Raw genomic sequence first — 26,174 nt, 5'->3', positions numbered from 1 at the left:
TTGCGGGGCACTTGAGCGCTGGCCGAGGAGTCAGTATTCTCCGCGGCCTTCTGAATTCGGTCTAAAAAAAAGCCCGGATTTAATTCCTGACCGAAAAGCCAACTTATCCCGGCCCCGGTCAGCACTGAGGCATCCCGAAAACACGCTCGATCGACTGTTTTTCAGCAGCCGAACGGGCGTTTTTTGTTTTTCCGAAAGCCTTGGCGCAGCTTTTGCTACCAGCATTCAAAGCTGACCGATCGGATGAATTTTGCGGTACGAAAAAAGGCGCCACATCAGAGCGCCGATCTTAAAAAAATAACGTGGAACACCTACTTTGGGAGCAACCGAATGAAACGTATGTGCACCAGCCTGATGCTGGCCGGATCGATGTTCGCCGGCGGCCAGGCCATGGCCGAAGGCCTGCTGCAGTGGCAGAACAACAGCCTGACCTACCTCTATGGCAAGGACTTCCAGGTCAACCCGCGCATTCAGCAGACCGTGACCTTCGAGCACGCAGATGCCTGGAAGTATGGGGACAACTTCCTGTTCATCGACAAGATCTTCTACAACGGCAAGGACGACGGCGGCGTCGGTTCCAACACTTACTACGGTGAGCTCAGTCCGCGCCTGTCCTTCGGCAAGATCTTCGATCAGAAACTGGCCTTCGGCCCGGTGACTGACGTGTTGCTGGCCATGACTTATGAGTTCGGTGAAGGCGACACCGAGTCGTACCTGATCGGTCCAGGCTTCGACCTGGCGATCCCGGGCTTCGACTACTTCCAGTTGAACTTCTATCAGCGTCACACCCAAGGCGCACGTGCGGGCGACAACGTCTGGCAGATTACCCCGGTTTGGTCCTACACCCTCCCGGTGGGCAAATCGAACATCCTGATCGACGGTTTCATGGACTGGGTGGTCGACAACGACTCCAACGCCAAGGGCGACTACCACGCCAACCTGCACTTCAACCCGCAAATCAAATACGACTTGGGCAAGGCGCTGAATGTCGGCGAGAAGCAGTTGTATGTGGGTGTGGAATACGACTATTGGTCGGACAAGTACGGAATCAAGGACAGCCAGTACTTCAAGACCGATCAGAGCACTACCAGCTTCCTGGTCAAGTTCCACTTCTGATCCGGCGGCGTCCTCACCGACGCCTTCGCGAGCAAGCCCGCTCCCACAGTGGTTCTATGTTGACTGCAAATTACGCATTCGATGCAAAACCCTGTGGGAGCGAGCTTGCTCGCGAATAGGCTCACCGCAATTTCATGCGGGAACCACCGCTTCGGATATCCCCAGAAACCGGCACAATTCCCCGCGCTTGGCCAACGCATCACGCCGCCCCAGATCGATCAATTCGCTGCAATACCCCGCTTCGAACAGCAGGTAACTCAACACCCCCGCCCCGCTGGTCTTGGTCGCTCCCGGTCCACGCAAAAACAGACGCAGCGCCGCCGGCAATTCCTGACGATGCCGCGCGGCGATTTCGTCGATCGGCTGGCTCGGGAAATCACCAGCACCTCCACCGGCGCCACGCCCAGTTCGCGGGCCGGCGTGCCATCGGGGAGCAGGCGGCTGAACTGGTTCAGACGCTGCAACAACTCGATATCGCTTTCCAGAGAATCGATGAACGTGCTGTTGAGCATGTGCCCGCCGATTTGCGCCAGCGTCGGCTGCTGGCCGGTACCGGTGCGTTCCAGCGGCGCTTGCGGATCGCCGCCGCGCGGGTTGCCACTGACGCCCACCACCAGCACCCGACTCGCGCCCAGGTGCAACGCCGGGCTGATCGGCGCCGACTGGCGCACCGCGCCGTCACCGAAATATTCCTCGCCGATTTTCACCGGGGCGAACAACAACGGAATCGCCGAACTGGCCAACAGATGATCAACCGACAGTTGCGTCGGCACGCCAATGCGCCGATGTCGCAGCCATGAATCGATCGTGCCGCCGCCCTGATAGAACGTCACCGCCTGCCCCGACTCGTAGCCGAAGGCTGTCACCGCCACCGCCTGCAATTGCTGGCACGCGATGGCCTCGGCGATGCCGGGCAGGTGCAGTTTTTCATCGAGCAATTCGCGCAGCGGCGAACTGTTGAGCAGTGCCACCGGCATCTGGCGGCCGATGCCGAGCAGACTATGGCTGACAAAACGACTGGCCTGACGGATCACGCCAGGCCAGTCACTGCGCAGCACGCGATGGCTGCGAAAGCCCTGCCAGAACGAGGTCAGGCGTTCGACGGCGGCGCGAAAGTCGGTGGCGCCGCTGGCGAGGCTGACGGCGTTGATCGCCCCGGCCGAGGTGCCGACGATCACTGGAAACGGATTGTCCGCGCCCAACGGCAGCAACTCGGCGATCGCCGCCAGCACGCCCACCTGGTACGCCGCCCGAGCCCCGCCGCCGGAAAGAATCAACCCTGTGACCGGTTCAGCCGGGCTCATCGCACCACTCCATCGAGTTTAAAAGTCAGGTGAATCAACCGCGTTTCGGGTACAGCTTCGGTTCGCCCGGTGGACGGCTCTTGAAGCGGCGATGCGCCCACAAGTACTGCTCGGGGCAGGCGCGCAAAGCGCTCTCGACCCACTGATTGATGCGGATGCAATCGGCTTCTTCGCTCTCACCGGGGAAATCCTCCAGCGGCGGGTGAATCACCAACCGATAACCACTGCCATCGGCCAGACGCTCCTGAGTGAACGGCACCACCAGCGCTTTGCCCAGACGGGCAAACTTGGTCGTCGCCGTCACGGTCGCGGCCTGGATGCCGAACAGCGGCACAAAGATGCTCTGCTTGGCGCCGTAGTCCTGATCCGGTGCGTACCAGATCGCCCGGCCGGCGCGCAGCAACTTGAGCATGCCGCGCACGTCGTCGCGCTCCACTGCGAGGGAATCGAGGTTATGCCGCTCACGGCCACGGCGCTGAATGAAGTCGAACAACGGATTCTTGTGCTCGCGGTACATGCCATCAATGGTGTGTTGCTGGCCGAGCAGGGCCGCGCCGATTTCCAGGGTGGTGAAGTGCACCGCCATGAGAATCACGCCCTTGCCTTCGCGCTGAGCCTTTTGCAAATGCTCCAGGCCTTCGACATGGGCCAGCTTCGCCAGGCGCTCGCGGGACCACCACCAGCTCATCGCCATCTCGAAAAAGGCGATGCCGGTGGAGGCAAAGTTTTCCTTGAGCAGGCGTTTGCGCTCGGCGGCGGATTTTTCCGGGAAGCACAATTCGAGATTGCGCCGGGCAATGGCCCGTCGGTCGCCGGCCACGCGATACATCAATGCCCCCAGAACTCGACCGATGGTCAGTAGCGCCGGATACGGCAATTGCACGATCAGCCACAGAAGCCCCAGGCCGCACCAGAGCGGCCAGAAGCGTGGCGAGAGAAATGCTTTTCGAAAACGCGGGCGATCCATAAAGCTTCCGTAAATACAGTGGCCGCGCATTCTACATCGTTCGACCCGGCTTGCGGCCCGCGGGCGTTCTCGTTATAAGTCTCGGCACTTTTAGTGACAAGCCGTTGTATGCCGACATGAGCCAAACCGACCCGTTAGACCAAGATCCCGTATTCCAGCTCAAGGGCAGCATGCTGGCCATCACTGTGCTGGAACTGGCCCGTAACGACCTCGAAAGCCTCGATCGGCAATTGGCCGCGAAAGTCGCCCAGGCGCCTAATTTTTTCAGCAATGCACCGCTGGTCCTGGCGCTGGACAAACTGCCGCCCAATCAGGGCGCCGTCGACTTGCCGGGACTGATGCGCGTCTGCCGCCAGCATGGCCTGCGCACCCTGGCGATTCGCGCCAGTCGCATCGAAGACATCGCCGCCGCCATCGCCATCGACATCCCCGTGCTGCCGCCCTCGGGCGCCCGCGAGCGACCGCTGGAAATGCCCGAAGCCGAAGTCAAAAAGAAACCGGAAAAACCGCCTGAGCCGACCGTCAAACCGACCCGCGTGATCACCACGCCAGTACGTGGTGGCCAGCAGATTTATGCCCAGGGTGGCGATCTGGTGGTGGTCTCTTCGGTCAGTCCGGGGGCGGAACTTCTCGCCGATGGCAACATCCATGTATACGGTCCGATGCGTGGCCGGGCGCTGGCCGGCGTCAAAGGTGACACCAAGGCACGGATTTTCTGCCAGCAATTGAGCGCTGAACTGATCTCCATCGCCGGGCATTACAAGGTCTCCGAAGATTTGCGTCGCGATCCGATGTGGGGCTCGGGCGTCCAGGTCAGCCTGTCGGGCGACGTGTTGAACATCATTCGGCTTTAACGGATACTGCCGCATTTTCCAAGCATCTCTAAAACGTAGCGAAAACGGCTCAAACGAAGTAGGAAAAAGGCCAAAAGCCAAATTCCAGCCAAGGCTGTCCGACTGCAGTAGTTTTCAAGAGATGTTTTTCAGGGGCTGAACAGTCCTTCTTCCTTAGGGGTGAAACACCTTGGCCAAGATTCTCGTGGTTACATCCGGCAAGGGTGGTGTGGGTAAGACCACCACCAGCGCCGCTATCGGTACCGGCCTCGCTCTGCGCGGCCACAAAACAGTGATCGTCGACTTCGACGTGGGCTTGCGTAACCTCGACCTGATCATGGGTTGCGAGCGCCGCGTAGTGTATGACTTCGTCAACGTGGTCAACGGCGAAGCCAACCTGCAACAGGCCTTGATCAAAGACAAGCGCCTGGAAAACCTTTACGTGCTGGCCGCCAGCCAGACCCGCGACAAAGACGCACTGACCGTCGAAGGCGTGGAAAAAGTCCTGATGGAGCTCAAGGAACAATTCGAGTTCGTCGTCTGCGACTCCCCGGCGGGCATCGAGAAAGGCGCGCACCTGGCCATGTACTTCGCCGATGAAGCGATTGTCGTGACCAACCCGGAAGTCTCCTCGGTACGTGACTCGGACCGCATGCTCGGCCTGCTGGCGAGCAAATCGCGCCGCGCCGAACGTGGCGAAGACCCGATCAAGGAACACCTGCTGATCACCCGCTACCACCCGGAGCGTGTTGAAAAGGGCGAGATGCTCGGCGTTGAAGACGTCAAGGAAATCCTCTCGGTGACCCTGCTCGGCGTGATCCCGGAATCTCAGGCCGTGCTCAAGGCTTCCAACCAGGGCGTGCCAGTGATTCTCGACGACCAGAGCGATGCCGGTCAGGCGTACAGCGATACCGTCGACCGCTTGCTGGGCAAAGAAAAAGCCCACCGATTCCTCGATGTCGAGAAGAAGGGATTCTTCGAGCGCCTGTTTGGAGGTAGGTAATGAACCTTTTTGACTTCTTTCGTGCCAACAAAAAGCCAAGTACCGCCTCGGTAGCGAAAGAGCGTCTGCAGATCATCGTGGCGCATGAGCGCGGCCAGCGCAGCACGCCGGATTACCTGCCAGCCTTGCAAAAGGAACTGGTCGACGTGATCCGCAAGTACGTCAACATCGGCAACGACGACGTACACGTTGCACTGGAAAGCCAGGGCAGTTGCTCGATTCTGGAACTCAACATCACCCTGCCCGATCGCTGAGTCGATCCGGCAGGTACGACGGCGGCTCAGGGCCATTCCCCTTGTGGAATGGCCCTGAGCCGCCGTTGGCATTTGTTACGAGGCTGTTTTAATGCCGCTGTCCAACATCCGCATCATCCATCAGGACGCCGCCGTACTGGTGGTCGACAAACCGACGTTGCTGCTCTCGGTGCCCGGTCGCGCCGACGACAACAAGGACTGCCTGATCACCCGCCTGCAGGAAAACGGTTACCCGGAAGCGCGCATCGTCCATCGCCTGGACTGGGAAACCTCCGGCATCATCCTGCTGGCCCGCGATGCCGACACTCATCGCGAACTGTCGCGGCAGTTTCATGACCGCGAAACCGAAAAAGCCTACACCGCGCTGGCCTGGGGTCAGCCGGAACTGGACAGCGGCAGCATCGATTTGCCCCTGCGTTACGACCCGCCGACCAAACCACGCCATGTGGTCGATCATGAATTCGGCAAACATGCGCTGACGTTCTGGAAGGTACTGGAGCGTTGCGGCGACTGGTGTCGCGTCGAGCTGACGCCGATCACCGGCCGTTCGCACCAATTGCGCGTGCACATGTTGTCGATTGGCCATCCGCTGCTCGGTGACGGGCTCTATGCCCACGAGCAGGCGCTGGCGGCCTGGCCACGTCTGTGCCTGCACGCGAGCATGCTCAGCTTCACCCATCCGCAGACCGGCGAACGCCTGCGCTTCGAGTGCCCGGCGCCGTTTTGACGGCCAACGCGATCAAAACTGTGGGAGCGGGCTTGCTCGCGAAAGCAATGTGTCAGTCAACCCGCGTGCTCCTGATACACCGCCTTCGCGAGCAAGCCCGCTCCCACATTGAATTGCGTCAGCCTGACAATGATCGGCCGGCTTCAAGACCGCAATCGCTGGCAAGCCAGCTCCCACAAGGATCTGCATCGGATTCAATTGTCCGGCCAATACGTTAAACTCCCGCCCATTGCTGTCTGGAGTTTCTTATGCGCGCAGAGTTGAACCAGGGCCTGATCGATTTTCTCAAGGCCTCCCCTACCCCGTTCCACGCCACCGCCAGTCTCGTTCAACGCCTGGAGGCCGCCGGCTACGTGCGCCTCGACGAGCGCGAGCCTTGGACCACCGAGGCCAACGGCCGCTACTACGTCACCCGTAATGATTCCTCGATCGTCGCGATCAAAATGGGCCGCAACTCGCCCTTGCACGGCGGCATCCGTCTGGTCGGCGCACACACCGACAGCCCCTGCCTGCGGGTCAAGCCGCAGCCGGAATTGCAGCGCCAGGGCTTCTGGCAACTGGGCGTCGAAGTTTACGGCGGCGCGCTGCTGGCGCCGTGGTTCGACCGCGACCTGTCGCTGGCCGGCCGTGTAACCTTCCGCCGTGACGGCAAGGTCGAAAGCCAGTTGATCGACTTCAAGGCGCCAATCGCGATCATTCCCAACCTGGCGATTCACCTCAACCGTGAAGCCAATCAGGGCTGGGCGATCAATGCCCAGACCGAGTTGCCGCCGATCCTCGCGCAGTTCGCCGGTGACGAGCGTGTCGACTTTCGCGCGGTGCTCACCGATCAACTGGCCCGCGAACACGGCCTGAACGCCGACGTGGTGCTCGATTACGAGCTGAGTTTCTACGACACGCAAAGCGCTGCGGTGATTGGTCTGAACGGCGACTTCATTGCCGGTGCACGCCTGGATAACCTGCTGTCGTGCTATGCCGGCCTGCAAGCCTTGCTCACCGCCGAAACCGACGAAACCTGCGTGTTGGTGTGCAACGACCACGAAGAGGTCGGCTCCTGCTCGGCCTGCGGCGCCGACGGCCCGATGCTCGAACAGACCCTGCGCCGCGTGCTGCCGGACGGTGACGAGTTCGTCCGCACCATCCAGAAATCCCTGCTGGTCTCGGCCGACAACGCCCACGGCGTGCACCCCAACTACGCCGAAAAGCACGACGCCAACCACGGCCCGAAACTCAACGCCGGCCCGGTGATCAAGGTCAACAGCAACCAGCGCTACGCCACCAACAGCGAAACCGCCGGTTTCTTCCGCCATCTGTGCATGGCCGAGGAAGTCCCGGTGCAGAGCTTCGTGGTGCGCAGCGACATGGGCTGCGGCTCGACCATCGGCCCGATCACTGCCAGTCATCTGGGCGTGCGCACCGTCGACATCGGCCTGCCGACCTTCGCCATGCACTCGATCCGCGAACTGTGCGGCAGCCATGACCTGGCGCACCTGGTCAAAGTGCTCAGCGCGTTCTATGCCAGTCGTGAATTGCCCTGAGGCACCTTTGTGGCGAGGGAGCTTGCTCCCGCTGGGCCGCGTAGCGGCCCTGAAACCTGGGGATGCGGCGAGCCAGCATGATCGTGGTTCACGGATCTACGACGGCTGCGCCGCCGAGCGGGAGCAAGCTCCCTCGCCACAAGACCGCCGAGCGGGAGCAAGCTCCCTCGCCACAAGACCGAATTGATTCATTGCGATACGCATTACACCCTGCGCAAGAAAGCCGCCTAGACTCACATCATCCATTCAGACAAGGCCGTCTCCATGATTTCGATGTCCTCCTTCCACGCCATGCTCGTCCCGATTCTCTCGGGGATGATCCTGCTGGCCATCGGCTTCAATTTCCGTGACAAGAACGCCGGTGTCTTCGCCATGTGGGTCGGCATGCTGATGATCCTCGCCACCGTGGTCTACAAGATCCTCGCCAAACTGAACGAATGACCGAGCCCGGCTCGCATTGCGCCATAGGGCCTCGTACACTCCAGCGCATCCGCCCCTCGCGAGGTTGTCCTCTGGTGTTTGCTCGTCTTTTCGCTTTGCCCGGTCTGTTTCTTGTCTGCCTGATGACGCTGCTGCCGCTGGCGCCCGCACAAGCGGTCGGTTTGCCCGGCCTGCTCAATACTTCCAAGCCGCAACCAGAAGCCCAGGAACCCCTCGGTCAGTCGCTGGATGAAGTCATCAAGTCGCTGGAAAACGACAAGCAACGCGCACAACTGCTCAGCGACCTGAAGAAGCTGCGCGACGCTACGAAACAAGCCCAGGCCGCGCCGGAAGAAGGTGTGCTGGGCCTGATCGGCGGCACCCTGGCCAACTTCGAAAAACAGTTTTCCGGCGCCGACAGCCCGATCACCCGCTGGTCCAACGAGATCGATCTGGCCAAGGACGAACTGACCGGCATGTTGCTGCCGGCCAACGAATGGCTGCCGATCATCTTCGGCTTCGCCATGATTCTGATGCTGTGGAGCCTGCTCGCTGCCGCCCTGATCTGGCTGGGTCACCGCGTGCGCCTGCGCTTCGGTCTCACCGAAGAACTGCCGCAACACCCCAAGGCCCTCGACATGCTGCGCTTCGCGTTGCGCAAGCTCGGACCGTGGCTGATCGCGCTGGTGATGACCGTCTACATGAGCTATGCGCTGCCCTCGTCATTGGGCAAGAGCCTGGCGATGGTATTGGCCTATGCGTTGGTGGTCGGCACCTGTTTCTCGGCGATCTGCGTGATTGCCTTTTCCCTGCTCGACGGCCCGCACCGCCATCGCGCGCTGTACATCCTGCGCCATCAGGCTTTTCGACCGTTGTGGCTAATCGGCAGCTTTGCCGCGTTCGGCGAGGCATTGAGCGATCCGCGCCTGATCGAAAGCCTGGGCGTACACCTGGCCCATACCGCGGCGACCACCGCCAATGTACTCGCCGCCCTCTCGACCGGGCTGTTCATTCTGCGCTTCCGCCGACCGATCGCGCATTTGATCCGCAACCAGCCGTTGTCTCGACGCCTGACGCGTCGCGCCCTCAGCGACACCATCGAAATTCTTGGGACCTTCTGGTACGTACCGGCGCTGGTGCTGGTCGGCGTCTCGCTGTTCGCCACCTTCGTCTCCGCCGGCGACACCAGCACGGCGTTGCGCCAGTCACTGATCTGCACGGTTTTGCTGGTCTTGTGCATGGTCATCAACGGCCTCGTGCGTCGCCATTCGCTGAAGCCGCAACGCGGGCCGAAACGTCATGCGCTGTACTCGGAGCGACTGAAAAACTTCTTCTACACCCTCGCGCACCTGCTGGTGTGGCTGCTGTTCATCGAACTGGGCCTGCGCGTCTGGGGCCAGTCGCTGATCGCCTTTGCCGACGGCGAAGGTCATGACATCAGCGTCAAGCTGTTCAGCCTGATCGGCACGCTGATTTTCTCCTGGCTGATCTGGATCCTCGCCGACACCGCCGTGCACCACGCCCTCACCCGCTCACGCAAAGGCCTGGCCAATGCTCGCGCGCAGACGATGATGCCGCTGATCCGCAACGTCCTGTTCGTGGCGATTTTCATCATCGCGTTGATCGTCGCGCTGGCGAATATGGGCATGAACGTCACGCCGCTGCTGGCCGGTGCCGGTGTGATCGGTCTGGCCATTGGTTTTGGTGCGCAGTCGCTGGTCGCCGACCTGATCACCGGGCTGTTCATCATCATCGAGGACTCGCTGGCCATTGATGATTACGTCGATGTCGGCGGCCACCTCGGCACCGTCGAAGGCCTGACCATTCGCACCGTGCGCCTGCGCGACATCGACGGCATCGTCCACACCATTCCGTTCAGCGAAATCAAAAGCATCAAGAACTACTCGCGGGAATTCGGCTACGCAATCTTCCGCGTCGCGGTGCCGTACAACATGGAAATTGACGACGCGATCAAACTGATGCGCGAAGTCGGCCAGAAAATGCGCACCGACCCGTTGCAGCGACGCAACATCTGGTCGCCACTGGAAATTCAGGGTGTAGAGAGTTTCGAATCCGGCAGCGCGATCCTGCGCGCACGGTTCAAGACCGCGCCGATCAAGCAGTGGGAAGTGTCCCGGGCTTTCAATCTGTCTTTGAAACGACATCTGGATGAAGCCGGGCTGGATCTGGCAACGCCGCGCATGAGCGTACAAGTGATCACAGCCGGTGGCGGTCAGCCAAAGGAATAGCACTCAAGCGCGCCGCCGCAGTCACAGGCAAGGAAGCCCGACAACAATAATCAAGGAGAATCCGATGCAACTGACGCGCATTGCCCAGACCGTTTTGCTCAGCCTGATCGCAGGCCACGCCGGCGCTGCCACTTTGGAAAGCACCCGCTCGGAAATTGCCGAACAGGCGCAGAAGCTGGAGCCGCAACTGCTGGAAACCCGTCGCGACCTGCACGCCCACCCGGAACTCGGCAACACTGAAAAACGCACCGCCGAGCTGGTCGCCAAGCAACTCGAGGCAATGGGCCTTGAGGTGAAAACCGGTGTCGCCCGCACCGGCGTGGTCGCCACCCTCAAGGGCGCCCTGCCCGGCCCGACCGTCGCCCTGCGCGCCGACATGGACGCCCTGCCAGTCAAAGAAGTGTCCAACCTGCCATTCGCCTCGAAAGCCAAGGGCACTTATCTGGACAAGGAAGTCGACGTCATGCACGCCTGCGGCCATGACGCCCACACCGCGATCCTGCTCAGTGCCGCGAAAATTCTGACGGGCATGCGCGAGACCTTGCCCGGCACCGTGGTGTTCTATTTCCAGCCCGCCGAAGAAGGCCCAAGCGATTTCATCCCCGACGGCAAAAACACCTGGGGGGCCAAAATGATGGTGCAGGAAGGCGTGATGAAATCGCCAAAACCCGACGCGGTCTTCGGCCTGCACGTCTGGGCCGGCATCCCCGCCGGCCAGATCGCCTACCGCCCCGGCCCGACCCTGGCCAGCTCCGACGACCTGCGCATCAAAATCCTCGGCAAACAAACCCACGCCGGCCGCCCCTGGGACGGCATCGACCCGATCACCGTCGGCGCGCAAACCCTGGTCGGCCTGCAAACCGTGGTCAGCCGCCGCACCGACATCTCCTCATATCCCTCGGTGGTGAGCATCGGCACCATCAATGGCGGGACGCGTTACAACATCATCCCCGAATCGGTCGACATGACCGGGACAATCCGCTCCTACGACTATGGCATCCGCCAGAAACTGCACGCCGACGTCCGCCAGACCGTTGAAAAAATCGCCGAAAGCGGCGGCGCAAAAGCCGATGTGACCATCATCGAAAAATACGACCCGACCATTAACAACCCGGCGCTGACGGAAAAAATGCTGCCCACCCTGAAATGGGCCGCCAAGGACGACGTGGTGCAAGGGCCGCTGGTGGGCGGCGCTGAAGACTTTTCGTTTTTTGCCAAGGAAGCGCCGGGGTTGTTTGTGTTTCTGGGCGTCACCCCGAGAGATCAAGACATGAGCAAGGCCGCGCCCAATCACAATCCCGGGTTCTTCGTGGACGAGTCGGCGTTGGTAGTCGGGGTCAGGACACTGGCTTCGTTGGCGACGGATTATTTGTATGCGAATGCGGGGGTGGGCAAATAGAGACGGGGTGACTTCGCGGGCCTCTTCGCGAGCAAGCCCGCTCCCACATTTGAACCGTGTGCAGCCTGTCAAAAATGGCTGGGCTGACAGGCCGCCATCGCGAGCAGGCTCACTCCCACAGAAGAGCAAACCAGAGCAAAGCAGACCGCTTTTGCTTCTCACCACTCAACACAATGAGCGTTAGCTCGAGTAAGGCTCTTGATCTTGAGCTCAGCGCCCGTCGGCAGGCTGAGCGGAGGGATTGATCCGGGCGTGGGAGCGCAGCGACCGTTTGGCGCAGCCAAACACAGCGAGAGGAGGTGCAGCGAAGCAAACCGGAGACGCTGCGCCCGGAACAATCCCGTAGCGAAGGCACCCCGAGCCCCAGCGAGCGGGCCGAACGTCAGGGCAAAGCCTTTTTGGGTACTTTTTCGGCGTCTGGAAAAAGTGCCTCGCCGTAAGGGCGAAATCGCCAGCGGTAGCACCGCAAAAAACGGATATCCCCACAAAACCCAATGAACCTGGTCGGCCCAAAGGCCGCCAAGGTCAAACCACATCAACCCCTACGTGAATCGCATCATGGCGCCAAAACTCCAGATCACAATCGATCAACCGCCCATGCTGATCATAATTGACCCGCGCAATCCGCAACCCCGGACTCCCCACCGACACCCGCAAAGCCGCCGCCGCATCCACCGACAATGAAGTCGGAACAATCTCGAACCGCACCCGCCCATAGTGCAAATCGTAATGCCGGGCATACAACTCGGTAATCGACTGATTCAAATCCAACGCCAGAATCCCCGGAAAAAACTGCGGATTCAAATAGTGCTCCACATACAACACCAGACGCCCGTCAATCCGCCGCGACCGGCAAATCTGAATCACGCTCGACAACGCCGGCAACTGCAACCACGCGCAGACCGCCGCCGAAGCCGGTTGCAACCGCGCCGAAATCACCTCCGTCGAAGGCTCGCGCCCCTGTGCACTGACCATCGCGTGAAAGTGGCTGCGCTGCATCAGGTTATAGGCCAGACGCGGCGGCGAAACGAACCAGCCGCGCCGCTCCTCGCGATAAATCTGCCCCTGCGCCTCCAGTTGCAATAACGCCTCACGCACAGTGATTCGCGTCGTGCCAAACAGCTCACTGAGCTTGCGTTCGGCCGGCAACTTACTGCCCGCTGCCAACAAGCCATGATCGAGCTGCTCCTGCAACACCTGGCCAATCGCTGTCACCGCTTTGGTTGCCTCATCACGCATCAACGTTACCTATCTGGACTAGACCAGCACTGTTTCAGGGCAAGACCGACCGGTAAATGAACCGTTTTCGTCTGTTGCAAGCCTAGGCAGCGTAGATGAACAACAGATGACAAAACGGCTCAACGGTCTTGCTCACGACTTGCAATACATCGGCCAAGTCCCTTGTCTGCCGTGGCTTGAGCATGGTCTACGCTTATCTGGCACCTGCCGACACCGGGCAAGCAAGAGCCCCGCAAACAGGCCCTCGACATCAAAGTGTCATCCAGCGCCCTTAAATTGGCTCAGGTATTGCTGACCTAGACCAACACAAACCGCAATCGCAGCGTTGAACACGACCAAGGAGCTTCGGAATGAAACAGCTTTTCCTGGCAACACTGTTAGGCTCGACCATTGCTATGTGCAGCGCCGCCATGGCGGCTGACACCGACCTGAAAACCCTCGAAGCCGCTGCGAAGGCGGAAGGCGCCGTCAACAGCGTCGGCATGCCCGATGATTGGGCCAACTGGAAAGGCACCTGGGCGGATCTGGCCCAAAAGTACGGCCTTAAACACATCGACACCGACATGAGTTCGGCCCAGGAAATCGCCAAGTTCGCCGCCGAGAAGGACAACGCCACCGCCGACATCGGCGACGTCGGTGCCGCCTTCGGCCCGATCGCGGTCAAGCAAGGCGTGGTGCAGCCGTACAAGCCAAGCACCTGGGATCAAATCCCCGACTGGGCCAAGGACAAGGACGGCAACTGGGCGCTGGCCTACACCGGCACCATCGCTTTCATCGTCAATAAAAAGTTGCTGCACGGCTCCGAAGTACCGACCAAATGGGCCGACCTCAAGGGCGGCAAATATAAAGTCTCCATCGGCGACGTGAGCACCGCCGCCCAGGCCGCAAACGGCGTACTGGCTGCTGCTCTGGCCAACGGTGGCGACGAGAAAAACATCAAACCTGCCCTGCTGCTGTTCGCTGACATCGCCAGACAGGGTCGTCTGTCGATGGCCAACCCGACCATCGCCACCATGGAAAAAGGCGAAATCGAAGTCGGCGTGGTCTGGGACTTCAACGGCCTGAGCTACAAGGCCAAGATGGCTAACCCTGATGACTACGTGGTGCTGATCCCGTCTGACGGCTCGGTGATTTCCGGTTACACCACGATCATCAACAAGTACGCAAAAAACCCTAATGCCGCCAAGCTGACCCGCGAATACATCTTCAGCGACGCCGGCCAGACCAACCTTGCCCGCGGCAATGCCCGCCCGATCCGCGCCGAGCATCTGCAACTGCCGGAAGACGTGAAGGCCAAGCTGCTGCCGAACGAGCAGTACAAAAAAGTCACGCCGATCAAAGACGCCGATGCGTGGGAAAAGACCTCCAAAGCCCTGCCGCAGCAGTGGAACGAAGAGGTTATTGTCGAGATGAAATAAAGCGGCTGATCACCATTGCGTGATCCGCTGGAGATTCCCTGTAGGAGTGAGCCTGCTCGCGATAGCGGTAGTTCAGTCAACACTGTGTTGAATGTTCAACCGCTATCGCGAGCAGGCTCACTCCTACAAAGGGACCCGGGTTGAATCTGAAATTTCCTGTTTCGCGGAGTTTTTGCCCCTATGAAGCACAACGTCATCCTTGTCGTGCTCGACGGCCTCAACCACGAGGTTGCGCGTCACGCCATGGGGCATCTGCAGGCTTATGTTGGCGCAGGACGCGCGGCGCTCTATCAGCTGGAGTGCGAACTGCCCGCCCTGTCCCGACCGCTTTACGAATGCATTCTTACCGGCGTACCGCCGATCGATAGCGGTATCGTCCACAACAATGTCTCGCGCCTCTCCAATCAACGCAGCATCTACCATTACGCCCGCGATGCCGGGCTGAAAACCGCCGCGGCGGCGTACCACTGGGTCAGCGAGTTGTACAACCGCTCGCCATTCGTCGCCGCACGCGATCGCCACACCGACGATCCGTCGCTGCCAATCCAGCACGGCCATTTTTACTGGAACGACCACTATCCGGATTCTCACCTGTTCGCCGACGCGGAAAACCTGCGCCTGCGCCACGCACCGAATTTCCTGCTGGTCCACCCGATGAACATCGATGATGCCGGGCACAAACACGGCCTCGACTCTGCGCAGTACCGCAACAGCGCCCGCTCGGCCGACATCATTCTTGCCGACTATCTGCATGCCTGGCTCGACAGCGGCTATCAAGTGCTGGTGACCGCCGACCACGGCATGAACAACGACCGCTCGCACAACGGCCTGCTGCCAGAAGAGCGTCAGGTGCCGCTGTTCGTCCTCGGCAGTGCTTTCAGCCTGAACGCCGACGCGGCGCCGAAGCAGACCGAGCTTTGCGGCACCGTCTGCGAACTGCTCGGCGTGCCCCACGACAAGCCTGTGTGCCGGGAGCTGCTCAAGTGAATTCAATGATTCGCGGCAAATGGCTCGCAGCCCTGTGTCTGGTGCCCTTCGCACTGTTCTTTATCGTCTTCGAAATCGCCCCTTTGGTCTGGGTGATGATCAACAGCCTGCAATCGGAAGAGTTCGGCTGGGGCTTCGCCAACTTCAGCAAAATCTTCAGTTCGAAGTTTTATTTGCAGGCGATCCAGTACAGCCTCGAGATCAGTTTCTGGTCGAGCGTATTCGGCATCATCATCGCCGTGCTCGGCGCGTACTCGTTGCGTCGCGTCGACTCGAAACTGCGCAACTTTGTGAACGCCTTCGCCAACATGACCAGCAATTTCGCAGGCGTGCCCCTGGCCTTCGCCTTCATCATCCTGCTCGGTTTCAACGGCAGCATCACCATCATGCTGAAACAGTCAGGGATCATTCAGGACTTCAACCTGTACTCGAAAACCGGGCTGATCATTCTCTACACCTACTTCCAGATTCCCCTCGGCGTGCTGCTGCTCTACCCGGCTTTCGACGCCTTGCGTGAAGACTGGCGCGAGTCCGCCGCGTTGCTTGGGGCCAACGGCTGGCAGTTCTGGCGGCACATCGGCCTGCCGGTGTTGACTCCGGCCTTGCTCGGCACGTTCGTGATCCTGCTCGCAAACGCCCTCGGCGCTTACGCGACGGTTTATGCGCTGACCACCGGCAACTTCAACGTCCTGCCGATTCGTATTGCAGCGATGGTTTCCGGGGACATCTCTCTCGACCCGAACCTGGCCAGCGCCTTGGCCGTGGTGCTGGTGGCGCTGATGACCATCGTCACCGTTGTGCATCAACTGCTGCTGAAGAGGAGCTACCATGTCTCGCGCTGAATCCGGCCCGGCCGGCCTCTACCACCGCGTCGTGGTCTACCTGCTGTTCGCCATCCTGTTGCTGCCGCTGGTGGGCACGCTGATCTATTCGATCGCCAGCAGTTGGTCGGCGACCATTCTGCCCAGCGGCTTCACTTTCAAATGGTACTTGCAGCTGTGGAGCGATCCGCGCTTTCTGCACGCCTTCGGCCAGTCACTGATCGTTTGTGTCGGCGCTTTGCTGCTGTCGGTGGTGTTGATCCTGCCATTGCTGTTCGTCGTGCACTATCACTTCCCGAAACTCGATGCGCTGATGAACATCCTGATCCTGCTGCCCTTCGCGGTGCCGCCCGTGGTGTCCTCGGTGGGACTGTTGCAGCTCTACGGTTCCGGGCCGATGGCGATGATCGGCACGCCGTGGATTCTGATCGGTTGCTACTTCACCGTGGCGCTGCCGTTCATGTACCGCGCAATCACCAACAACCTGCAAGCAATCAACCTGCGCGACTTGATGGACGCCGCGCAACTGCTCGGCGCCAGCACCTTTCAGGCTGCATTCCTGGTGGTGCTGCCCAATCTGCGCAAGGGCCTGATGGTGGCGTTGCTGCTGTCGTTCTCGTTCCTTTTTGGTGAGTTCGTGTTTGCCAACATCCTCGTCGGCACACGTTACGAAACCCTGCAGGTTTACCTGAACAACATGCGCAACAGCAGCGGTCACTTCACCAGCGCGCTGGTCATTTCGTATTTCTTTTTCGTGCTGGTCCTGACCTGGATCGCCAACATCTTGAACAAGGACAAAAGCGAATGAGCTACGTCAGCGTCCAACACCTGCAAAAAAGCTATGCGGGCACCACCGTGTTCAGCGATATCGATTGCGAAATCAACAAAGGCGAGTTCGTTACCCTGCTCGGCCCATCCGGGTGCGGCAAGTCGACCCTGTTGCGTTGCATCGCCGGGCTGACGCCGGTGGATGGTGGGCAAATCCTGCTGGATGGCGTCGATATCGTGCCGTTGAGTCCGCAGAAACGCGGCATCGGCATGGTGTTTCAAAGCTATGCGCTGTTTCCCAACATGACCGTCGAACAGAACGTCGCCTTCGGCCTGCGCATGCAAAAGGTCAATACCGATGACAGCCACAAGCGCGTGGTGGAGGTATTGAAACTGGTTGAACTGCACGACTTCGCCAAACGCTACCCGCATCAATTGTCTGGCGGTCAATGCCAGCGTGTCGCCCTCGCCCGCTCGCTGGTGACCCGCCCGCGCCTGTTGCTGCTGGATGAGCCACTGTCGGCACTCGACGCGCGGATTCGTAAACACTTGCGCGAACAGATCCGCCAGATCCAGCGCGAACTCGGCCTGACAACCATTTTTGTCACCCACGATCAGGAAGAAGCGCTGACCATGTCTGACCGGATTTTCCTGATGAATCAGGGAAAGATCGTACAAAGCGGCGATGCCGAAACCCTCTATACCGCACCGGTCGATGTGTTCGCCGCCGGCTTCATTGGCAACTACAATCTGCTCGACGCCGAGGCCGCTTCAAAGCTGTTGCAGCGGCCGATCAACCACCGCATCGCCATCCGCCCGGAGGCTATCGAACTGAGCCTCAACGGCGACCTCGACGCGCGAGTACGCAGCCACAGCCTGCTCGGCAACGTCATTCGTTATCGCATCGAGGCGCGCGGCGTCGAACTGGTGGTCGATGTACTCAACCGCTCGGCCGCCGACCTGCACCCCGACGGACAGCGCCTGGCACTTTCCATCGATCCGACGGCGTTGTGCCAGGTAGCCTGAAAGCAGCTGCAAGCTTCGAGCTAGTAGCTTCAAGCTGTAGACTGCGGTGCACGTGATTTTAATTCTTGCAGCTCGAAGCTTGGAGCTTCGCAGCTGTTCTCGGAGAGAACCCGATGGCTTTGGCAATTTTTGATCTGGACGAAACGTTGATCCACGGCGACTGCTCCTCGCTCTGGAGCGAGCAAATGGTCCGCCTCGGCTGGGTCGATGGCGAATCGTTCATGCAGCGCGACAAGGAATTGATGGACGCCTACGGCCGCGGCCACCTGGCGATGGAGGACTACATGGCCTTCAGCCTTGAACCTCTGATCGGCCGCACGCCGGCAGAAATCGAGCACCTGGTTGGCCCATGGGTAGAAGATTTCATCGAACCGATCATCTTCAGCGACGCGACCAAAACCATCGCCGCGCACCGCAAGGCCGGCGACCGGATCCTGGTGATCTCGGCGTCGGGTACGCACTTGGTCAAGCCGATCGCCGAACGCCTGGGGATCGATGAGGTACTGGCCATCGAACTGGACGTCGCCCATGGCGTGTACAGCGGTAATACCGTCGGCACCCTGACCTACCGCGAAGGCAAGATCACTCGCTTGCTGGAATGGCTGGACGCCGAAGAAGAGAACCTGGAGGGCGCGAGTTTCTATTCCGACTCACGCAATGATCTGCCGTTGCTGCTGAAAGTCGATTTCCCGCACGTGGTCAACCCGGACCCGGTGCTGCTCGAGCAGGCAGAAAAATCCGGCTGGCCAATCCATCTCTGGAAGTGACACAGATCCAATGTAGGAGTGAGCCTGCTCGCGAAAGCGGTCTTTCAGCGACGAATATGTTGCCTGACACTCCGCATTCGCGAGCAAGCCCGCTCCCACAGTGGCTTTGTGTTGTCAGCTCAGTCTCTCGTCAATCACCAACACCAACTTGCCTGCCACGGTGTTACTCGCCAACTCGGCAAACGCCGCCTCGGCGTCCCTCACCGCAAACGCCTTGGCCAGTTGCGGACGCAACCGCCCTTCCGCAAACAACGGCCACACCTGCTGGCCGAGATCGCTCAGCAGATCCGCCTTGAACTGATCACTGCGGCTGCGCAACGTCGAACCGAGCAGTTGCACGCGCTTGGCCAACACCTGCGCCAGATCCAGTTTCGCCTCACGCCCCCCCATCAGGCCGATCAACACCCAGCGTCCATCCAGCGCCACCAGTTTCAGATTCAGCGCTGAATAGTCGCCGCCGACCGGATCGAGGATCACATCGAACGGACCTAAATCGCGCAGGCTTTCCAGATCGTCAGTGCGCAGCACACCGCCCTGCGCGCCCAACGACTCGCAGTAAGCCAGACGCTCGGCCGACCCGACGCTGACCCAGCAGGGGTTGCCAAAGGCCTTGCACAGCTGAATGGCGGCTGAACCGATTCCACTGGCGCCAGCGTGCAAGAGAACTTTCTCACCCGGTTTGAGCGCCGCAAGCTGAAACACATTCAGCCAGACTGTTGCGTAAACCTCAGGCAATGCCGCCGCCTCGATCAGCGAAACGCCTTCGGGAATCGGCAACACGTGCCGCCCGTCGACAACCACTTCCTCAGCCATGCCGCCCCCGGCCAGCAAGGCGCAAACCCGATCGCCGACCTGCCAGGACGAGCCCGCGCCGACCTCGCTGATCACCCCGGAACACTCAAGACCGAGCACTTGGCTGGCGCCTGGCGGTGGAGGATAAAGCCCCGCCTTTTGCAATAAATCGGCACGATTGAGGCCTGCTGCCGCCACGCGGATGCGGACTTGTCCTACATCGCACGTAGGACTCGGCTCTTCAACCCATGCCACTTGACCTTCAACGCCTTGCAATGCCTTCACAGTGCCTCCATAGTGAGTCTGGACTGAGCCCGAAGCGGTAGCGCCGGGCTTTTTGCATTATGCGACCGGATCTCAAAGAACCGGCGACTTCAAAGACGGCCTAATATGCGTTATCAATTGTCCCCGCGTCGAATCAGCATGAAGCATCTGCTCCCCAGCACCGCCCTCGCTCTTTTCATCGGTATCGGTCTGTTGCCGGTGTCGGGCACCACATTCGCAGCCAACAGCTGGGACAAGTTGCAGCCTGATCGCGATGAAGTCATCGCCAGCCTGAACGTCGTCGAGTTGCTCAAGCGTCACCACTACAGCAAGCCGCCGCTCGACGATGCGCGCTCGGTGATCATCTACGACAGCTACATCAAGCTGCTCGACCCGTCGCGCAGCTACTTCATGGCCAGCGACATCGCTGAATTCGACAAGTGGAAAACCCAGTTCGACGACTTCCTCAAGAGCGGCGATCTCAACGCCGGGTTCACCATCTACAAGCGCTATCTGGACCGCGTCAAGGCGCGCCTGGACTTCGCCCTTGCCGAGCTGAACAAAGGCGTCGACAAGATGGACTTCAGCACCAGGGAGACCTTGCTGATCGATCGCAAGGACGCGCCGTGGCTCAAGTCCACCGCCGAACTCGACGACCTGTGGCGCAAACGCGTCAAGGACGAGGTGCTGCGCCAGAAGATCGCCGGCAAAGAGCCGAAGCAGATCCAGGAAACCCTGACCAAGCGCTACAAGAACCAGTTGGCGCGCCTGGATCAGACCCGTGCCGAAGACATCTTCCAGGCCTACATCAACACCTTCGCCATGTCCTACGATCCGCACACCAATTATCTGTCACCGGATAATGCGGAAAACTTCGACATCAACATGAGCCTGTCCCTCGAGGGCATCGGCGCCGTGTTGCAGAGCGACAACGACCAAGTGAAGGTCGTGCGTCTGGTACCAGCAGGTCCGGCTGACAAAACCAAGCAAGTCGCCCCGGCCGACAAGATCATCGGCGTTGCCCAGGGCAACAAGGAAATGGTCGACGTGGTCGGCTGGCGTCTGGACGAAGTGGTCAAGCTGATTCGCGGCCCGAAAGGCACCGTCGTGCGCCTGGAAGTGATTCCGGCGAGCAATGCGCCGAACGACCAGACCACCAAGATCGTGCCGATCACCCGTGAAGCGGTGAAGCTCGAAGACCAGGCGGTGAAAAAGTCGATCCTCAACCTGAAACAGGACGGCAAGGACTACAAACTTGGCGTGATCGAAATCCCGGCCTTCTACCTCGACTTCAAGGCGTTCCGTGCCGGTGACCCTGACTACAAGAGCACCACCCGCGACGTCAAAAAGCTGCTGACCGAACTGCAGAAGGACAAAGTCGACGGCGTGGTCATCGACCTGCGCAACAACGGCGGCGGTTCCCTGCAGGAAGCCACCGAACTGACCAGCCTGTTCATCGACAAGGGTCCGACCGTACTCGTGCGTAACGCCGACGGCCGTGTCGACGTGCTCGAAGATGAAAACCCGGGCGCCTTCTACAAAGGCCCGATGGCACTGCTGGTCAACCGGCTGTCCGCCTCGGCTTCGGAGATCTTCGCCGGTGCCATGCAGGACTACCACCGTGCGCTGATCATCGGTGGCCAGACCTTCGGCAAAGGCACCGTGCAGACCATTCAGCCGCTGAACCATGGCGAACTGAAACTGACCCTGGCCAAGTTCTACCGAGTGTCCGGGCAGAGCACCCAGCACCAGGGCGTGCTGCCGGACATCGACTATCCATCGTTGATCGACACCAAGGAAATCGGCGAGAGCGCCCTGCCGGAAGCCATGCCGTGGGACACCATCCGCGCGGCGATCAAACCGGCGGCCGACCCGTTCAAGCCGTTTCTGGCCCAGTTGAAGTCCGAACATGACGCGCGCACCAACAAGGATGCCGAGTTCGTGTTCATCCGCGACAAACTGGCCCTGGCGCAAAAACTGATGGAAGAAAAAACCGTCAGCCTCAATGAAGCCGAACGTCGTGCCCAGCACGCCGACATCGACGCCAAGCAACTGGCAATGGAGAACATCCGTCGCAAGGCCAAAGGCGAAGAACCGCTCAAAGAGCTGAAGAAAGAAGACGAAGACGCGCTGGCCGCCGCCGAGCCGGACAAGGTCAAACCGGAAGACGATGCCTACCTGAGCGAAACCGGGCGCGTGCTGCTGGACTACCTGAAACTGAGCAACCAAGTGGCCAAGAAGTAAATGATGGCAATTTAGTGTTGGCGATCTGCGGATCGTCATCAAACAGTCATCATTCTGTCGTGCAATAAAGGACTGGGAGCCAACGCTCCCAGTCCTTTTTTTATCGCCAGAGATCGCCATGACCACGACCGAACAGCTGAGCGCCTTGAGCTCGATCCTGACTCAAAGCGGCTTACACAGCCTGTTCCAGCCGATCATCTGCCTCTCCGAACGGCGCGTCCTCGGTTACGAAGCCCTCACCCGTGGCCCGTCCAACAGCCCGTTGCACTCGCCCATTGCGCTGTTCGCCGTAGCGCGTCAGGCCGGCCGACTGAGCGAACTGGAAATCGCCTGCCGCCAAAGCGCCTGCCGCCGCTTCAACGAGCAGCAGTTACCGGGCAAGCTGTTTCTCAATGTCTCCCCGGAATCCTTACTCGAAGCGGCGCACCAACCCGGACGCACGTTGCAGTTGCTGCAGGATTTCGGTATTCCGCCAAGCCAAGTGGTGATCGAACTCACCGAGCAGACACCAATCGATGACTTTCAGTTACTGCAAACCGCCCTGCATCACTATCGGGCGATGGGCTTTTCCATTGCGCTGGACGATCTGGGCGCCGGGTATTCAAGCCTGCGCTTGTGGTCCGAGCTGCGCCCGGATTACGTGAAGATTGATCGACACTTTATCGATGGCATTCATCAGGACGCGTTGAAGCGCGAATTCGTCGGTTCGATCCTGCAAATCGCCAAGGCGTCCCGCGCGCAAGTCATTGCCGAGGGTATCGAACTGCCGGAAGAACTCGCGGTGCTGACTGAAATGGGCGTCGATCTGGTTCAGGGCTACCTGCTCGGCCGCCCTCAGGAACACCCATCCCGCGACGCTCGCGCCATGATGCCCAAACACGACAGCAGCGCCGTCGCGCTGAACGATGAAGGCAGTGACCTCAGCGCCCTGCTCAACGACCAACCGGCCGTGCAGCGCAATATTCCGACTGCCACCGTACTGGAAGCCTTCCGTCGTCAGGCCAACCTCAACTCACTCGCTGTGCTCGACGAACAAGGCCAACCCTGCGGCATCGTCCATCGCCATTCCCTGTCGGACGCCTTGCTCAAACCGTTCGCCACCGACCTGTTCGCCCGCAAACCGATCAGCCGCCTGATGAACGACGATTTCCTCGCCGTGGAAATGAGCCAGTCGCTGCAACAAGTCAGCCGCCTCATCACCAGCCGCGCCCGCCAGCGCATCGAAGAAGATTTCATCATCACCCTCAACGGCAGCTACCTGGGCCTCGGCCGGGTCATCGACGTACTCAAACTGATCACTGAACTGAAAATCCAGCAGGCGCGGTACGCCAATCCACTGACCTTACTGCCGGGCAACGTGCCCATTCAGCAGTGCCTGACGCGATTGCTGCAACAGGCCCGCGAATCGATCATCTGCTACGTCGACATCGACAGCTTCAAACCCTTCAATGACATCTACGGCTACGGTCGCGGCGACGAAGTCCTGCTATGCCTCGCGCAATGCCTGAACGAGCGCGTCGACCCCACCCGCGACTTCGTCGGCCACATCGGCGGCGACGACTTCCTCCTCGTCCTCGGCCCGGAAGACTGGCGCAAACGCCTTAACCAACTACTCGACGACTTTCAGAGCCAATGCCGCCGGTTTTATCGGCCCGAGCATCTGGAGGCAGGACGCTTTGTTGCTCCGAACCGACAGGGGGTGCGGCAGGAATTTGCGTTGTTGTCGTTATCGATTGGGGTGGTGCATTTGCGACCTGAAGCTTGCGCAGCGCTTGATGCCAGCCAGCTTGCGGAGATGGCGTCACAGGCGAAGCATCATGCGAAGAGTGTTGTGGGGTTTAGTGTTCATGTGATTGATAGTCTATGCAGTGATCGTCAAAAAGGTAAACTTTCACTTGGACATCAATGAAGCACCAAAAACAAATTTTCTCAGCGAAGCTGCATACTAACGACTAGTCTTTTTACAAACCTATTCTTTCGTTAAAACCTCGTCACAAATGACTTCAACCACATAAACTTTCAAGTCACACCCAGAAAAATATGTTACCAAGTAGAAAAGTCCTCGGCACCGGCCTCATTCAACTCATTACTCCACTCATCCGACAAAATAACGTACATCTCTTCAAAAAACGCTTTTGGACTCTTCATTTCATCCCAACCATCGGGTAGAACGGAATGTGAAAATGGATCATGTTGCAGTATCTGAGCCAAGATATCCCCATCACCGTCTAGAGCTTTCTTTAAAACACCCACTAACACAAATTTGTGCCGATAACTCAGCTTAGAAAATCGTTTCACGACATATCTAGCTATTAAGATCTTTCTATCTGGAGAGTATTCAGGATCATATAGCGCCAATTCTTCGCCAAGACTCTCCTCGCGATCATATATATCAAACCCACCAAGAAAATGATCCAAACGAGGGCAGTATGGAATATTAAGATAAGGATGCATCAACATTTATACTTTCTCTATCGGATAAAGAGCCCAAGGTTTCAGCGTTTCGAAATCGAACCTCATTTCGAACCCATTCATTTGAGGGATGTAGCGTGGATCATTTGGATCTGAAGGGTTGGGTTCATATCCTTCGCCTATATTTTCTGCCTCCATTCTCACTACCAAATTGCCTTTAGCATCCTCTCCAGTGAATCTGGACATTTTTCTGCCTTCTCTTGTCATCGCTTCGTTATATGCGTTTAACTGTGCTTTATGACTCAAAAAGCGAGAGCTATGCACCGCTCGAAATTTTTCGATTTTATCGGAGGACACCTCGTTGGCCTGTCTTTGCCCGAGAACAACCTCCTCGGCTTGATGAACCTCTCGTACACTTTTTCGCATTACGGTCATCTTGATAATTTTCCAAATAAACCGAAGTTTCGATGATAGACCCACTTTATCGACCTGCTTAGCTCTCATGATTAGCCTTCTGAATGTCATCCGCCCATTCGATAACAATAATTCGATGGATATCTTCAAAGAAAGCTCTCGGACTTACCATTTCATCCCAACCATCAGGAAATGATGAACATGCCTCGTAATCATATTTAAAAAACGACCCAAAATCATAATCACTATCTAGCAGCGCTGCCTCCAAACATTTGAACAGTAGCAATTTTTGCTCACAGGTTCTGCTTACAGGCAGGCAGTACTTAAATATCAAAATCTCTCTATCAGCGGGACTGTCAGGATCATATTTCTCAAGCTCCTCGCCCAAGGTTTCTTCCCGATCATAAACATCAAACCCACACAAAAAGTAAGCAGGAGTCGGGACATAAGGCAGCATCGTTTCAGGATCAACAAACATAAACACCTACTTTATTGGAAAAAGTGTAAACGGTTTTTTAGTCACGGGATCAAATTTCATTTCAAATCCTCCCATGCCGCTAATAAGCTTAGGATTATCCTTAGACTTCGGATTTGGTACATATCCTTCTCCTGTATCAGGGAGCCTCATCCTCACCACCTTAGCTCCTTGCGAATCCGTTCCGGTGAACCTTGGAAGTCCTTTTTCAACCCGTGTCGTAGCGAGAACATATGCTTTAAGCATTATCTCCCAACTATAGAACCTTGAACTTGGATTGCCTTGGCCAGCATGCTTTCCACTCCTCAGTTTTCCCGTGATTGGGTCAGTACCATCGATTGCTCTTTTTTTAAATTTTTCGTCCGGCAGCTCAGGCCCATGCTTCCCGACCATATGCATTCCCTGACTATCGTTGAGCCTCACAACTTCTTTTTTCGCAGCATCCTTGGCATTTAGTATCGGAGCTGGCAGCGCAGGCTCACCCTCATCAACCTTAGCCCCACCAATCCCACCCGGCACCGCACACCCAGGCTTATTCGGCGGCGGACAACTGGACGTCAACCCCAACGGATCCACCCACCCCGTCGGATTCGGCACGTACTGGTACTGATTCAACCCACCCGCAAGCTTCACCGGATCCGGCGTCAGATACCTTCCCAACCTCGGGTCGTAATACCGATGCCGGTTGTAATGCAGCCCGCTTTCCGCATCGAAGTACTGCCCCTGAAAGCGCAGCG

Annotated in this window: 24 protein-coding genes and 1 pseudogene; 17 read left to right on the top strand and 8 right to left on the bottom strand. The window is 58.9% G+C overall.

All coding sequences use genetic code 11. The features are described 5' to 3' along the window. The first annotated feature begins 330 nt into the window (after positions 1-330). On the top strand, positions 331-1,116 hold the full coding sequence (locus HU743_RS18810; RefSeq protein ID WP_186622784.1) for an outer membrane protein OmpK: 786 nt from the start codon (positions 331-333) through the stop codon (positions 1,114-1,116). A 132-nt stretch (positions 1,117-1,248) separates the two neighbouring features. Here the strand turns inward: HU743_RS18810 and HU743_RS18805 are convergent. Further along, positions 1,249-2,420, bottom strand: a pseudogene (locus HU743_RS18805) (patatin-like phospholipase family protein). Positions 2,421-2,454: 34 nt separating this feature from the next. Further along, positions 2,455-3,387, bottom strand: coding sequence for a lipid A biosynthesis lauroyl acyltransferase (locus HU743_RS18800; protein ID WP_186650474.1), 933 nt, complete (start codon positions 3,385-3,387; stop codon positions 2,455-2,457). A gap of 116 nt (positions 3,388-3,503) precedes the next feature. Between HU743_RS18800 and minC the strand changes: the two genes are divergently transcribed. From minC to HU743_RS18760, 8 genes are all read left to right on the top strand, one after another. Then, the gene (minC, locus tag HU743_RS18795; protein WP_186551917.1) at positions 3,504-4,241 is read left to right on the top strand and encodes a septum site-determining protein MinC; all 738 of its coding nucleotides are present in this window, start codon (positions 3,504-3,506) and stop codon (positions 4,239-4,241) included. Between the two features lie 169 nt (positions 4,242-4,410). Beyond that, positions 4,411-5,223, top strand: coding sequence for a septum site-determining protein MinD (minD, locus tag HU743_RS18790; RefSeq protein WP_007913953.1), 813 nt, complete (start codon positions 4,411-4,413; stop codon positions 5,221-5,223). Then, on the top strand, positions 5,223-5,477 hold the full coding sequence (gene minE / locus HU743_RS18785) for a cell division topological specificity factor MinE (RefSeq protein WP_003223146.1): 255 nt from the start codon (positions 5,223-5,225) through the stop codon (positions 5,475-5,477). The genes minD and minE overlap by 1 nt, the downstream gene beginning before the upstream one ends. A 91-nt stretch (positions 5,478-5,568) precedes the next feature. Beyond that, entirely contained in the window at positions 5,569-6,204 is a 636-nt protein-coding gene (locus tag HU743_RS18780; RefSeq protein WP_039763788.1) for an RluA family pseudouridine synthase, read from the top strand. Between the two features lie 248 nt (positions 6,205-6,452). After that, a complete protein-coding gene (locus HU743_RS18775; protein WP_186551919.1) occupies positions 6,453-7,742 on the top strand; it encodes a M18 family aminopeptidase in 1,290 nt (429 codons plus the stop codon). A gap of 264 nt (positions 7,743-8,006) precedes the next feature. After that, a complete protein-coding gene (locus tag HU743_RS18770) occupies positions 8,007-8,183 on the top strand; it encodes a hypothetical protein (protein ID WP_186552479.1) in 177 nt (58 codons plus the stop codon). A 74-nt stretch (positions 8,184-8,257) separates the two neighbouring features. Then, positions 8,258-10,411, top strand: a complete 2,154-nt coding sequence (locus HU743_RS18765; RefSeq protein WP_186650471.1) for a mechanosensitive ion channel domain-containing protein — start codon at positions 8,258-8,260, stop codon at positions 10,409-10,411. A 64-nt stretch (positions 10,412-10,475) separates the two neighbouring features. Then, complete coding sequence (locus HU743_RS18760; protein ID WP_186650468.1) at positions 10,476-11,810, top strand: amidohydrolase; 1,335 nt, start codon at positions 10,476-10,478, stop codon at positions 11,808-11,810. 525 nt (positions 11,811-12,335) lie between these two features. Here the strand turns inward: HU743_RS18760 and HU743_RS18755 are convergent. Further along, positions 12,336-13,049: a UTRA domain-containing protein gene (locus tag HU743_RS18755; RefSeq protein WP_186650467.1), complete on the bottom strand. Its 714-nt coding sequence runs from the start codon at positions 13,047-13,049 to the stop codon at positions 12,336-12,338. Between the two features lie 350 nt (positions 13,050-13,399). Here HU743_RS18755 and HU743_RS18750 point away from each other — a divergent pair, with 350 nt between their 5' ends. The 6 genes from HU743_RS18750 (at position 13,400) to HU743_RS18725 (ending at position 18,836) form a co-directional block, all read left to right on the top strand. Beyond that, the gene (locus tag HU743_RS18750; protein ID WP_186552483.1) at positions 13,400-14,467 is read left to right on the top strand and encodes an ABC transporter substrate-binding protein; all 1,068 of its coding nucleotides are present in this window, start codon (positions 13,400-13,402) and stop codon (positions 14,465-14,467) included. A gap of 180 nt (positions 14,468-14,647) precedes the next feature. Then, positions 14,648-15,454: an alkaline phosphatase family protein gene (locus HU743_RS18745; protein WP_186650464.1), complete on the top strand. Its 807-nt coding sequence runs from the start codon at positions 14,648-14,650 to the stop codon at positions 15,452-15,454. A gap of 5 nt (positions 15,455-15,459) precedes the next feature. Next, a complete protein-coding gene (locus HU743_RS18740) occupies positions 15,460-16,296 on the top strand; it encodes an ABC transporter permease subunit (protein WP_186552493.1) in 837 nt (278 codons plus the stop codon). Then, complete coding sequence (locus tag HU743_RS18735; protein ID WP_186650462.1) at positions 16,283-17,083, top strand: ABC transporter permease; 801 nt, start codon at positions 16,283-16,285, stop codon at positions 17,081-17,083. The genes HU743_RS18740 and HU743_RS18735 overlap by 14 nt, the downstream gene beginning before the upstream one ends. Continuing rightward, positions 17,080-18,069 carry an ABC transporter ATP-binding protein gene (locus HU743_RS18730; protein WP_186650460.1) on the top strand — a complete coding sequence of 330 codons (990 nt, stop codon included), beginning with the start codon at positions 17,080-17,082 and terminating at the stop codon, positions 18,067-18,069. The genes HU743_RS18735 and HU743_RS18730 overlap by 4 nt, the downstream gene beginning before the upstream one ends. A gap of 113 nt (positions 18,070-18,182) precedes the next feature. Next, positions 18,183-18,836 (top strand): HAD family hydrolase, encoded by a 654-nt coding sequence (locus tag HU743_RS18725; protein ID WP_186552487.1) that lies wholly within the window; start codon positions 18,183-18,185, stop codon positions 18,834-18,836. 114 nt (positions 18,837-18,950) lie between these two features. Here the strand turns inward: HU743_RS18725 and HU743_RS18720 are convergent, their stop codons facing one another. Continuing rightward, a complete protein-coding gene (locus HU743_RS18720; RefSeq protein ID WP_186650458.1) occupies positions 18,951-19,913 on the bottom strand; it encodes a zinc-binding dehydrogenase in 963 nt (320 codons plus the stop codon). 138 nt (positions 19,914-20,051) lie between these two features. Between HU743_RS18720 and HU743_RS18715 the strand changes: the two genes are divergently transcribed. Together HU743_RS18715 and HU743_RS18710 are read left to right on the top strand one after the other, a co-directional pair. After that, entirely contained in the window at positions 20,052-22,136 is a 2,085-nt protein-coding gene (locus HU743_RS18715; protein ID WP_186633671.1) for a carboxy terminal-processing peptidase, read from the top strand. A gap of 118 nt (positions 22,137-22,254) precedes the next feature. Continuing rightward, the gene (locus tag HU743_RS18710; RefSeq protein ID WP_186650456.1) at positions 22,255-24,045 is read left to right on the top strand and encodes a bifunctional diguanylate cyclase/phosphodiesterase; all 1,791 of its coding nucleotides are present in this window, start codon (positions 22,255-22,257) and stop codon (positions 24,043-24,045) included. A 134-nt stretch (positions 24,046-24,179) separates the two neighbouring features. On the opposite strand, the gene HU743_RS18705 is transcribed toward HU743_RS18710, so the two are convergent. The 4 genes from HU743_RS18705 to HU743_RS18690 all read right to left on the bottom strand — a co-directional run. Beyond that, on the bottom strand, positions 24,180-24,596 hold the full coding sequence (locus HU743_RS18705) for a hypothetical protein (RefSeq protein WP_186650454.1): 417 nt from the start codon (positions 24,594-24,596) through the stop codon (positions 24,180-24,182). Continuing rightward, the gene (locus tag HU743_RS27220) at positions 24,597-25,052 is read right to left on the bottom strand and encodes a hypothetical protein (RefSeq protein WP_238351758.1); all 456 of its coding nucleotides are present in this window, start codon (positions 25,050-25,052) and stop codon (positions 24,597-24,599) included. Beyond that, entirely contained in the window at positions 25,042-25,440 is a 399-nt protein-coding gene (locus HU743_RS18695; protein WP_186650452.1) for a hypothetical protein, read from the bottom strand. Before HU743_RS18695 ends, HU743_RS27220 begins: the two co-directional genes overlap by 11 nt. 6 nt (positions 25,441-25,446) lie before the next feature. Continuing rightward, the coding region (locus HU743_RS18690) for an RHS repeat-associated core domain-containing protein (RefSeq protein WP_186650450.1) at positions 25,447-26,174 on the bottom strand (728 nt) is incomplete at its 5' end.

The sequence above is a fragment of the Pseudomonas sp. SWRI99 genome (genome assembly GCF_014270125.1).
Classification (GTDB): domain Bacteria; phylum Pseudomonadota; class Gammaproteobacteria; order Pseudomonadales; family Pseudomonadaceae; genus Aquipseudomonas; species Aquipseudomonas hamedanensis.
Note: the sequence above shows the minus strand (reverse complement) of the source record. Positions and strands in the feature narration are given on the sequence as shown.